8 protein-coding genes are annotated in these 13,047 nt (G+C 42.1%); 1 reads left to right on the top strand and 7 read right to left on the bottom strand.

The window, feature by feature from the left end:
- Together Q0F90_RS03600 and Q0F90_RS03595 are read right to left on the bottom strand one after the other, a co-directional pair.
- Nucleotides 1-3,184: nitrate reductase subunit alpha (locus Q0F90_RS03600; RefSeq protein ID WP_296003428.1), on the bottom strand; the 3,184-nt coding region annotated here is incomplete at its 3' end.
- Nucleotides 3,185-3,254: 70 nt separating this feature from the next.
- Complete coding sequence (locus Q0F90_RS03595; RefSeq protein WP_296003426.1) at nt 3,255-3,941, bottom strand: Crp/Fnr family transcriptional regulator; 687 nt, start codon at nt 3,939-3,941, stop codon at nt 3,255-3,257.
- Between the two features lie 356 nt (nt 3,942-4,297).
- On the opposite strand from Q0F90_RS03595, the gene Q0F90_RS03590 reads away from it, so the two are divergent.
- Nucleotides 4,298-5,635 carry an MFS transporter gene (locus Q0F90_RS03590; protein WP_296003424.1) on the top strand — a complete coding sequence of 446 codons (1,338 nt, stop codon included), beginning with the start codon at nt 4,298-4,300 and terminating at the stop codon, nt 5,633-5,635.
- Nucleotides 5,636-6,177: 542 nt separating this feature from the next.
- Here Q0F90_RS03590 and hemQ read toward each other — a convergent pair.
- The 5 genes from hemQ to Q0F90_RS03565 all read right to left on the bottom strand — a co-directional run.
- Nucleotides 6,178-6,909: a hydrogen peroxide-dependent heme synthase gene (gene hemQ, locus Q0F90_RS03585; RefSeq protein ID WP_296003422.1), complete on the bottom strand. Its 732-nt coding sequence runs from the start codon at nt 6,907-6,909 to the stop codon at nt 6,178-6,180.
- A 227-nt stretch (nt 6,910-7,136) separates the two neighbouring features.
- Nucleotides 7,137-8,813 (bottom strand): protoporphyrinogen oxidase, encoded by a 1,677-nt coding sequence (gene hemG, locus Q0F90_RS03580; RefSeq protein ID WP_296003420.1) that lies wholly within the window; start codon nt 8,811-8,813, stop codon nt 7,137-7,139.
- Nucleotides 8,810-9,709, bottom strand: coding sequence for a ferrochelatase (gene hemH, locus Q0F90_RS03575; RefSeq protein WP_296003418.1), 900 nt, complete (start codon nt 9,707-9,709; stop codon nt 8,810-8,812). Before hemH ends, hemG begins: the two co-directional genes overlap by 4 nt.
- 4 nt (nt 9,710-9,713) lie before the next feature.
- On the bottom strand, nt 9,714-10,757 hold the full coding sequence (gene hemE, locus Q0F90_RS03570) for a uroporphyrinogen decarboxylase (protein WP_296003416.1): 1,044 nt from the start codon (nt 10,755-10,757) through the stop codon (nt 9,714-9,716).
- A 160-nt stretch (nt 10,758-10,917) separates the two neighbouring features.
- Nucleotides 10,918-13,047 (bottom strand): ATP-binding protein (locus tag Q0F90_RS03565; protein ID WP_296003414.1); only part of this gene is annotated, 2,130 nt, incomplete at its 5' end.

Genomic DNA, 13,047 nt, shown 5'->3' with positions numbered 1-13,047 from the left:
GTACTGGTTTATAGGACAATACAGGTTTGTACAATGCCATAGCTTCACCATAATCACGCATCATTTCATGATCGCAATAGAAGGATTGACGACCTGTTACGGTACGGAATGGTACTTTGTCCTCTGTAGATGTTGTAAATGGAGAGTAACGACGGTTTTTATCGTTCTTACCAGTACTTGTTACAGAGCTAATGATAAAGCGCGGTTGACGAACCATATCATCGAAGGTGATTTTTTCTTGTTCACGGCCTTTTGCGTTCTTTTCAAGACCAGAAAGACCTGTTTTTTCTTCCATTGCTTTCCAAGAGCGAACAGCTAATTTACCATTTGTACAAGAAGATAATGTTAATACAACATTACAAGCTTCCTTACATTCGTAAATGCTTGGACGGCCATGAGAAACGAATTCAGGATTATCGATGGTACCATTTTGTGCATACAATGTTTGATACTCATCAGATACATCCCATGCCAAACCATGAGCACCCATTTTCTTCTCAATATTAGGTCCCAAAGCGATGAATTTTTCAAAGATTTGGCTGTAATCGCGTTTTACGTGTACAAGTATTGGCATTGTTTTGCCAGGAATTGGCTCACATTCGCCTTTACTCCAGTCGAGAACCTTACCTTCTGGTTGAGCCACTTCACCTGGGCTGTCATGACCAAGAGGAGTTGCTACGATATCTTCGTATTCTGTGAAGCCAGACTCTTTCGCTACGCGAGATACTGTTTCTGCAAGGGTACGGAATGTATCCCAGTCAGATTTAGTTTCCCATGCGCAATCAACAGCCGCTTGGAATACGTGTACGTATGGATGCATATCTGTGGAAGACAAGTCTTCTTTTTCATACCATGTAGCAGCAGGGAATACGATATCAGAATATAAGCCTGTAGAAGCCATACGGAAGTCGATATCAATTAAGAGGTCAAGTTTACCTGCCCCATCAGCTTCGCGCCATTTAATTTCTTCTGGGCGTGTAGGAGCATCATCATCTTCCAATACCGCATTTTTAGTACCCAATAAATGCTTCAAGAAGTATTCGTGGCCTTTAGAGGAGGAACCAATGAGGTTCGCACGCCATACAAACAAGTTGCGTGGGTGATTTTCTTTAGCCGCTGGATCTTCTACGCAGAATTGTAATTCTTTGTTTTTCAACGCTTGCGCTACATATTGATTAATTTCTGCTTCTGTACTAGCACCAGCTGCACGAGCTTCATTAATCAATTCTTGGCTGCCTTTATTGAAAGTAGGGTAAGATGGCAACCAACCTAAACGTGCAGCCAATACGTTATAGTCACCAGGATGACGGTAACGAGGCTTAGCTAATTTAGATACGCGGTCTGCCAAGTCGATGCAATCAGAACGATATTGTTCTGTAGCAAAGTAGAACCAAGATGTACCATTTTGCAAACGAGGCGCTTTACTCCAGTCGTTAGCTGTCATGATACCGCCCCAACCTTCAATAGGACGAAGTTTTTCTTGACCTACGTAGTGAGCCCAGCCACCACCGTTAACACCTTCTGTACCACAGAACATGATAAGGTTCAAGATTGTACGGTAAATCACGTCAGCATGATACCAGTGGTTGATACCACCACCCATGATAATCATGGAGCGACCTTTAGTTTTTTCTGCATTATCTGCAAATTCACGAGCTGTAGCAATAGCGATATCTGCTTTTACGCCAGTGATTTTTTCTTGCCATGTAGGTGTGTATGGAGTGTCGTCTGTGTAAGCTTTAGCCACTTCACCACCAATACCACGATCGATACCGTAGTTAGCAAGAATGAGGTCATATACGGTAGTTACTTTTACAGGACCATCCACAGTTTGTACTGTAATCGTTGGAATAGCACGTTCAATAACGCCTTCGTGCTCTTCATCACCAAAGTATGGCAATTTAACGATAGTCACATCTTCGCGTTGATCAAAGACGGATAAGCGAGGGTCAATTTTAGCCCCTGTATCACGGTTTTCAAGGCGTAAGTTCCATTTTTGTGGATTTGTGTGACGTTCGCCCATTGTACCATTTGGGATAACGATTTCATTTGTACTTTCATCGATCAATACCATTTGGAAGTCAGCGCCTTCCTCTTGGCGACCTAAGTCCTTAGCATTCAAGAAACGACCTGGTTGAACTGCACCATTAATGTCTTCAACGCGTACAAGGAATGGCATATCTGTAAACTCTTTTGCATACTCTTTGAAGTATGGAGTTTCTTTGTCGATGTAGTATTCTTTTAAGATAACGTGACCCATTGCCATAGCAAGAGCCGCATCAGTGCCGGCTTTTACATTAAGCCATGCATCGGAGGAAGTTGTAGATTCCGCATAGTCAGGGGATACGGACACAACCTTAGTACCTTTATAACGAACCTCTGTTAAGAAGTGAGCATCTGGCGTACGAGTCAATGGTACGTTGGAACCCCAAGTCATGATGTAACCAGCATTATACCAGTCACCAGATTCAGGAGTATCAGTTTGTTCACCCCAAACTTGAGGGCTAGAAGGTGGTAGGTCGGCATACCAGTCATAGAAGGACAATGGTGTACCACCCATTAAGTTAAGGAAACGAGCACCTGCTGCATAAGACAACATGGACATCGCTGGAATTACAGAGAAGCCAGCGTTGCGGTCAGGGCCGTATGTTTTTGCTGTATATAATAAGGATGCAGCAGTGATTTCTGTTGCTTCATCCCATGTGGAGCGCACAAAGCCACCCATACCACGGGCAGATTTGTATTTTTTCGCTTTTTCAGGATCTTCTACGATAGATTTCCAAGCTTCAATTGGGTTCTTAGCATTCTTTTTCGCTTCTCTCCAAAGCTCAGCCAATTCACCGCGTACATACGGATATTTTACGCGCAATGGGCTATAGAGATACCAAGAGAATGTCGCACCACGAGGGCACCCACGTGGTTCGTAATCCGGCATATCATCTGGTGTTTCAGGGTAGTCAGTAGCCTGATTTTCCCATGCAACAACACCATTTTTAACGTAAATATTCCAGCTACAAGAACCAGTACAGTTTACGCCATGCGTTGTGCGGACAACTTTATCGTAAGACCAACGGTCACGATAAAAATTTTCCCACTCGCGACCGCCATCTTCAGTTATTTGATGGCCGCTTGGAGATACGTTCTTCTTGCGAAGAAACTTAAACTTTTGAGACAACAAGCTCATCTCGTGTCCTCCTTCAAAACTACAAAAAATCCCTTGCGTTAGCTGAGCTAACACAAGGGAGAAAATCCTGTTATTCGATATTACTAATATTAGGGTCTATAGTATCAACCTCTAAATCAAGCAATCCGATTAAAGCGTCAAAATCACAGATTACTAGATGGTGTTTATCATAGGCTACATAGCCCAACTTACGCAACTCACTTAGCATGCGATTTAAACTTTCTCTTGATGTGGCAGCAAATTCAGCCAACTCTTGATTTGTTAGGGCGATATCGATAAAGATACCATCCTCGCGCTCTACACCATAACTATTGGCTAAGCGCAACAAGGTAGAATAAAATGCTCCCTTCTTGCCATATAATAGCAAGTCTCGGTATTTTGCCTGTTGACGTCGCATATGTAATGTATAGATCTTCATCATTGCAATAGCCAATGAATGGTCTTTTGCAATAGCGTTCTCTAATACATCATAGCGAATGGAATAAACAGAGCAATCCTCCCGAGCAATGGCATTGAACACATACGTTCTTGTGTTCTCCTCATACAACGGAACCTCACCAATTACATTATTCGGACCTACTAGACGCAATGCAAAAATGTGCCCACTAGATTCGAACTTCTTAATGCTCATTCTACCTTTTAACACTACGTAAAAGTGTTCTGCCTTGTCCCCCTCGTGGAAGAGAAAATCACCCTTTTTAAGATGGAGTTCCTCACCCGGCAAAGCAAGTAATTGGTTAATTAAATTTTTATCCATACCATCACTACTCCATTGTACCTTTAACATAAAATCCATTAGTTATACTAATCTATTTATAGTAAAAGTACATGTATTATATACTTTCATGTATACATATGATTATTATAACTTATTAATTTCAGAATATGTGTGTTTTTCATCACATTCACAAAAAATTTTCCAATATATAATATATTTGTGATATAAGACATTGAAAATTTATGTGATACAATAATTATAGCGTAATTCTTTCAGTTAATCGAATATTTTCTATAGTTTTTATTATAGATTGCAATATTTATATACAAAGGACCCTATTTGTATCTTTCTTGTCTTCATTGCATGTATAGTTTTTCAGTAAGGAGAAGTTCAAAATGAGCGAACTAAAAATGCCTCAAGTAGGGGCAAGCCGTAGCGAAATTGTGGCTAATTGGCAACCAGAAAATCCAGAATTTTGGGAAAAGTTTGGTAAAAAAATTGCTAAACAAAACTTGGTAGTATCCACCATTGCCTTAACACTTTCATTCTGCGTATGGTATTTATGGGCTACTATTGCAGCACAGCTAAATAGTGCAGGTTTTAACTTTACTACAGACCAATTATTTACCTTAGCTGCCTTGCCTGGTCTTGTAGGTGCTACATTACGCTTTGTGTACACATATATGCCGGCACTATTAGGCGGTAAGAACTGGACATTTATTTCTACCATCATTTTATTAGTTCCTGTTGTATGGCTTGGCTTTGCTGTACAAGATACAACTACTTCTTATACGACATTCATGATCTTAACAGCCCTCATCGGTTTAGCGGGTGCTAACTTCTCGTCCTCCATGGCGTACATTGGTAACTTCTTCCCTAAATCCGAAAAAGGTACAGCCCTTGGTATCAACGGCGGTGTTGGTAACCTTGGTATTTCTGTTATCTACTTCTTAGCTCCATTTGCCATGGGTTCTGCTGCACTAGGTAGCGTATTCGGTGTAACACCAGCTATCATCAAAGGAAACGCAGTATACCTTGCCAATGCAGCTTTCATGTGGGTTGTACCTCTCGTTGTTATCCTTGCATTGATGACACGATTCATGGATAACTTACCACTAGAAAAACCAAATCCTAAAAACCTTGTACAAATCTTTGGCAACAAACATACTTGGGCACTTACATTACTATATACTTGTTCCTTCGGCGCCTTCTCTGGTTATGCAGCAGCACTTGGTCTATTAGTAGGTAAAGAATTCCCTGAAGTACCATTTGCCTCTATCGCCTTCGTAGGTCCACTCGTAGCAGGTGCTCTTCGCCCTGTAGGTGGTTGGTTAGCAGACAAAATCAACAGCGGTACTAAGGTTACCTTTGTGAGCCTCATCGGTTTATGCGCTACAACCGCATTAATCGCAGTTGGCGTAGACATGCATAACTTCCCATTCTTCTTCGCTATGTCCGTATTGACATTCGTATGCTGTGGTTTCGCAACAGGTGCAACATTCCGCATGATTCCACACGTATTCGGCAATCCGTTGTTATCGTCTTTAATTACAGGCTTCGTAGCCGCTGTAGCTGCATACGGTGCCTTCATTACACCTAAAATCTTTGGCTTTGTATATTCCATGTTCGGTAATATTCACCCAGCCTTTGCAGTATTGTTAGCTTTCAACATCGTAACTGTAGCTGTGTGCTACTGGTTCTATGTGCGTAAGGCAGCAAATATGAACGTATAATTTTAACAGAAAATTTACGTTCACTGGACGGTACAACAAAATATAATTCACTTTTCTAAACTAAGTGATAAAAGAAACCCCGCATCTCTCCTCCATACTTATCAGGTCTGCGGCCTAGGGCCTTGACCTCGTAAGTCGGATCGATGCGGGGTTCTCTTTTATGAAAATATAGTTGTAAATAAGATGCTCAAACATAGTGAATTATATTTTACGCAGTATAGTGTGTATAACAAATTTTCTGCTCAAAATTATAGCGTTTATTTTAGAGGGAAAAAAATGGACTGTTTATCAGTCCATTCATTCTAATTTGACGATATATCTCTTTATCTCTATAATATAAAGAGATAGTCAGACGAGTAGGAACGTCAGGCGCATCTCAAAAACTAATTATCTAGGAAATGGCCTTTCTGTTTATCTAATTACGCATGGTAACGGAGGGCTATTTGCTTTTTCTAAGGCAAATAAGCGCTATAAGTGCACCAAAGGAAACGACTAATATGAATTAAATAATAAAGAAGAGCCTGCTCAAGCAGGCTCTTTTATTATCCAAAGATTTCTTCTAGTAGTGCATCGTCGATGATGGTACCAACGTAGAAGTCGCTGAAGATGCCGTATTTTGCACTGGCTACTTCAAAGCGCATATCGTATACAATTTTTTTGAATTGGATGTCGTCGTTACTGAAGATGGTGATGCCCCATTCCCAGTCGTCTAAGCCACAGCCACCTGTAGTAAATTCAGATAAAACATCTAAATAGGTTTTACCAAGTTCGCCATGGGATTTCATCAATGCACCGCGTTCTTGAGGTGGTAGCATGAACCAGTTATCATCGCCTTCGCGTTTTTTGCTCATATTATAGAAACAGATGTATTTATCGCGAGGTACATGAGGGTAAAGTTTTTGGTTAACTTCCTCTGTATCGAGTTTAGCTTTAACGTAAGCACTTACTTCTGTTACAGATGTATAGGAATACGTTTGTACCAATACGCTTGCAATAGCAAGGCGACGGAACTTGCGCTCTACTTGTGCCAAGTATTCAAGGGATGGACCAAGGATCCAAAGGATCAAATCCCCTTTTGCACCATTACAGTCATAGAATGCATAGCTACCTTCTTTAGCTTGATGTGTAGCTTCAAGGTCTGCTAAGAATGCTTTTAATTCGTTGCGCGCTGCTACTTTTTCATCAGCTGTAAAACAGTTCCATGCGCTGAAATCCATGGCAAATATCATGTGTTGGCTATGCCAACCTTCTACTGTAGGGATTGCTTTCCCCATTATGATCACTCCTATCTATGGTGATTATATTAAAACGATATGTTTCTATTACAATAGGAATCGAAAAGACTCCATATACCATTATAGCATATGGAGTCTTTTCAATTTAATTTATATTGAGATTTTTTATTAATATATTTTTAGTTAAAACTAAACTACTGATTTAGCGCTGAGATAATCCTATATGGTCTAAATACTATGCTAGCTCTTTTAAACAAGTTTCTATTTTATTTCTCACTTACTAGTTTTTCCACTAATTCTTTTGCTTGTTTCACACCGTCCGGAATACCGATGCCATCAAATGGCGTACCGATGAGGTGTAAATTTGGATAGTTTTCAGCTACATGTTCACGTACAGCTTTGATACCAGCACGATGTCCTACATTATATTGAGGCATGCAGTGAATGAGGCGATTGATGCGCACCCATTCCGGCTTAGCAGAGAAACGCATAATATTTTGAATTTCTTCGACTGCTAATTCTGAAAGTTCGTCATCACTGTATTGTTCTACCACATCATTGCCTGGCTTACCGATAAAGACACGCAATACAACTTTATCATCAGGCGTTGTTTGTGGCCATTTTTGATTTAAAATGGTACACGCAGTGAGCGGTGTATCTGTCTTACGAGTAATCAGTAGTCCAGAGCCCTTTAAGTCCCCATCAAAGGTGCTTTTATCAAAGGCCATAATCGCAATGGCACAACTAGATTGCTCCATAGAACGCAAAAAGTCAAAGCCGGCGTCATCCTTAAACCATTGCGAATACGTCGCAGGCGGCGTAGAGATAATCACATGATCCGCTATAGCAGGAGCTTTATCGAGAAGCACCTCTGTAGCTGAATCTGTAGTAGATTGACAGCCACAAGCATTGTTTACAGGATTCACCACATCGATAGCATACATACCATCAACATATCGAATATTAGATACCAGTGTCCCTGTATGCAACTGTACATTACTAGGCATGGCCTCAACGATAGCATTAATCACGCTTTCAAGGCCCCCTGTTAATTGGCGGAACATACCAGATTGAGCAGCAGTCCCCTTGCGGCTCGCCATATCTGCTTGAACCTTACTAGCTTGTTGCTGTGAACTTTGCTGCTGTGGAGTAGTATTTGTTGCATGACCAGAACTGCTTGAGCTATTATTCACAGATGCAGTTTGACTAGTTTTTGCTTCGTGGTTTTCAAATTGACGGTCCGTCATGATACCTTTGCCAGCGCGAGGTACATCGCCTTCTGCTACTGCACCTTTGGCAGCTTTAGATACGCCAGCCTTTGAGTGTCCCATCTTCGCAGCCATCATCCCTTTTACCATGTTCCCATATTTTTGTTCCACTTGAATAAAATGAGGGAAGGTAGACAATAGGCTGATTTTATAGATATCACCACCATAGATACCCGCTAATAGTGGCTCGATGAGCTTATCCATCATTTCTTGACCTAAATGGTATTGAAAGAAATGACCAATAGACACATCACCGTTTTCATCCAGCTGGTATGGCTTTTTGAAATAGTCTAAGCCAGCACGCAATTTACCAGACCAAGAAATGAGCGTTGCTTTCACAAAAGGCATCATCTCTGTAGGAATGCCCATGATAGAGCCCCCTGGGATTGGATGAATCGCGCCCTGATCATACACAAAGGCTTGACCCGTCTCATTAGACACGAGGGTATCACCTAAACCTAAATCGTGTACAAGATCTGTCATTTCAGTTTTTCGGCCCAAATACGAATCTGGACCGAGTTCTACAACGAAGTCGTCAACCCGTTGTGTTTGTATTTTCCCACCAAATCGTGGTGCTTGTTCGTAAAGAGTAATATTCCACTCTGGCTTAGCATGGCCTAGATAATAAGCCGCTGTTAGCCCTGTTAGGCCACCGCCCACAATTGTTACGTTCACGAATGAATCCTTTCTACTATTGCACTCGCCATGGCTTGTAAGAATGTTTCATTACAATTTGGCATCTGCGCCCGCAAATACATTGCGCCTCCATTTTCAACGAGCTCTTTACACTCTACATCATTATCATATAGGACCTCCACATGATTGCTAACAAAGCCAAAAGGCACGAAAGCAATCTGTGTGGCACCAGTCTGTAAAGCTTGGTCGACAGCATCTTCCACAGTAGGTCCTAACCATTGACCGTGAGGCGCCGCACTCTGCCATGCTACAGTCCACTTAGACAACTTGCAATGCTCTGCAATCTCCTTGGCACTTTCACGTAATGCAAATGCATAAGAATCACCACCGTGATTATCGATAAGAGGGATGCTGTGAGCACTAAAAATAACAAATATATCTTCAGTCCCATTCACACACTCTGCGACTGCTTTTACCCAGTATTCCTTAAAGGTGGGTTCGTCCCACCAAGAGCGAACGAAATCAAATGTTACATCCCGATGATTCCCGATGGCTACTTGTACTTGTTTTTCATAGGCACCAGTACCAAGAGAGGTAAAGAATGGAGCCGTCACGATAGCGACAATATGCTCCACCCCTTGGCGGACTAACGAATCTACAGCCTCAGCAATAGATGGTTTCATGTGTAGATAACCAATGGCTGATGGCATAGTTGGCAATAAGGTCAATAACGTTTTATATTGACTCTCTGCCATGTTCTGCAATTCTACATTAGACCATTGATCTATCGCGTCATAGCGACGAGTAAGATTAGCAATTTCGCCTTCTGTAGGCATACGACCATGACGAATGCTCGTCATATACGGTACTAAATCTTCCTTACTTGAAGGGCTTCCATAGGATAGAAATAACAATCCCTTTTTTTCTACGTTCACTAGATTACCCCTCTTGAGCCCACAGCTCACGGCTACGTTCATGGACATAGTCCGTTAACCAATGAAGCTTTTTAGGATCTGCCTCTGGGAATACGCCATGACCTAAGTTGAAGATATGGCGACCATAACGAATACCTTCCAGCAAGATGCGGTCTACTTCGCGGGCCAATGTTTTTTCATCGCCGAATAAGTACGCTGGATCGAGGTTACCTTGTACTGTTTGTGTTACGCCACGCTCGTTAGCCATAACGATGGAGCTACGCCAATCGAGAGCGATAACATCTAGTGGCAAATGCGACCAGATGGATACTAAATGGTCTGTACCAACACCATTCATGGCCATAGGCAAATGAGGATATTTTGCTTTCACCGTCTTGATAATGCGTTCCATATGAGGGTAAATCCCTTGTTTATATTGATCTGCATTAACCGCACCTACCCAAGAATCGAAGATTTGTAGCGCATTAGCACCGGCTTCAGCTTGCATGGACAAGTATGCAATAGACATATCCGCCAATTTTGTCATCAACGCATCCCATACATCGGGCGCACCGATGAGCATACCACGAGTTTTATTATAGTTTTTCGTCGGTCCCCCTTCGATGAGGTAAGACGCAATCGTAAACGGCGCACCGCAGAAACCAATGAGCGGTACATCGAGCATGCCAGATGTTAACAAGGTAATTGTCTTTCCAATATAATCCACCTTCGTAGGATCAAAGGCGTCTAATTTTTCTACATCAGCCATGGAGCGGATAGGCGTGCTAAACACAGGTCCTACACCGGCCTTGAGTTCTACCTTTACATTCATAGCCACCATAGGACTCATGATGTCCTTGTAAAGGATGGCCGCATCAACGCCGTATTCCTTAACAGGTAACTCCGTAACGCGAGCGCATAATTCAGGTTCTTTTGTAATTTCAAATAAAGTATATTTTTCTTTAATTTTGCGGTATTCCGCTTGGCTACGACCAGCTTGTCGCATATACCACACAGGCGTCACACCAGGGTTCTTCCCTTGGATCATATCCAAATATGCTGTATTCAAGTGCTCAACCCCTTTCTTTCTAAATGTATACTAACACAGTTGCATAACTAAAACAGTTACTTTAGTTACAACCACTTACATGATTTTATTCTTTAATATTCCCTGTGAAAGCTCAGCGCCTCCACAGGGATTTTAATTACCACTTATTGTAGCTAAGACCTTAGCTGCGACTTAATCTATGACGATCAATGCCAGCAATAGATTGAGCCATATCATATACGGAACGTTGGCAAGTAAATAACCAGATTTGTTGGTTCTTACCGATTTCAGCCAATAGTTCCAAAGCACTTCGTTGACGGTTTTCGTCAAAACGCACTAGGATATCGTCTAAAATAATCGGCAAGGACTCGACTTGGTAAGAGAATACCTTTGCCAATGCCAAGCGCAATGCCAAGTATACTTGATCAGCTAAGCCACTAGACCAGAACTTAAGCTCTAATCGCTCCCCATTACCGTTAACAAGAGCAACCCCTTCGTTAATACCGAGGATGTCAAAGGTATAGATACCGCCAGTCAAACGTTCTATATAAGAGGATGCCAGCTCAAGCATATGAGGCTGTTTTTCTTTCTCATAAGATTGTTGCGCTTTATCCATACAGTGACTCATCAATACTTGTGTAGCCCAGTCTTCCAAAGCGGATTCTAATTCACTTTGTAGCGCTTCGCGCTCTTGCAACATTTGATGTTGCTCCTGGTCAGACCCAAGAGCTCGCATAGCCTCCACAATTTGGCCGCGGCGTTCGTACAAGGTAGCTAATTTATCCTCAATAGATGCCATCTCCCGTTCGGAATGAGCCAATTCATCGAGCCAATTATCTTTATTACCTTCTCGTAAACGACGGTAGAACAAGTCTTTATTCTCCGCATCAGGGGCTAATAAATCAAGCTGTACCTGACTTTGCTTGTAAATGGTTTGCCACTGTTTGTATTGGTCCTCATCAATAAGATGTTGACGATACTCATTAGAGCTTTCCATACCTGCTTTATGGAGTAATTCTTTTTGGCGAAGGAGTAATTCTTTTTCCTTGCGATGCCAATTATCGTATTCGTTGCGGAAGCTTTTACGTTGTGCTTCCTTTTGCTCCCATACGATTTTATTTTGTTGGAAGTTTTTATATTGGTTATAAATGCGTTTAAGCTCAGTCGGAGATACAGGGGCCTCTACACCAAGGTTATACCACAAGGTCATCGCTTGGTCTTCGATAACGCGTAACCCCTCTTTATGCTCTGCTAAACGCTTTTCGTACCCTTCAATAGTCCGCAACTGTTCATGGTATTGATCATACTCTTGCTTGAGGCCGAAGAAATCATCTTCTGTAAGGCTCTTAGCTGCCCCTTGAGGCAACCAATTCTGCCAAGCCGCAAGGGCTTCATCATAAATACCTTGCAAGGTATGGCCTTCTTGGATCCAGCGGTCTAGATGAGCTGCCCCTTCTATAGATGGCACAGGGCTTATTACTGGTGTAGCGGCCTTAATCAACGCTTCTAGCTGATGCTCTATATCGGACCTACGAGAAGACAAGATTTGTAACTCATAATTCAATTTAGACACATCAGGGTTACGATTATGGGCTCTCCACGTAGCATACCAGAATAGCGCCATGGACAGAATCAATAAGATGAACCCGCCAATAGTATAGAGCACAGATTCTAGAACTAATAGACCTGCTAACACAAGCAATACACCAATAACGGCACCTACACCGCTAATGCGTTGTAACCATTTTGGTAAATTCGTCGGTTGTGCATCGGGACCATAACTATCGCGTTTCGCAGTCACCCGATCTATATCCATTAAGATCAACTCTAACTCACGTTCGAGATGCTCTTTTTTAGCCAAGTCTTCTTCGCTGTAATTTGGCAACGATGCCCCTTCCAACTTAGCTGTTGGCAATTCATCAGAAGCCTCTGCAGGCTTGCGATCTTGCCAATGCAACAATTGGTCTTTAACAGTGCGCAGACGACTAGCTAACCGTTCGCCTTCAAACCAGTTAACATCCTCAGCCATAGGCTCATCATCACGCCACGCAGAATACATCTTGCGAGAGTATTCGAGTTGCTCTCGTACCTTATGAATGTACGCATCCCCTTCTTCGCACTCTCGACGCAATTGCTCCCACTTAGCACCTTGTTGAATGAGGTCCTCAATATCTTGACCATAGGTACCAAACGGACTATCCGGGCTAAAGTTAGCTGGCATCAACGCTGCTTCCTTTTCCTGCCACAATTGCATATTATCGCGAGCCCGTTTAATTTCCTCATCAATATTCAGGAATTCATCACGGCTCAA

Origin of the sequence: uncultured Veillonella sp., from assembly GCF_934190855.1 — a bacterium.
GTDB lineage: Bacteria > Bacillota > Negativicutes > Veillonellales > Veillonellaceae > Veillonella.
This window is presented reverse-complemented; position numbering and strand designations above follow the sequence as displayed.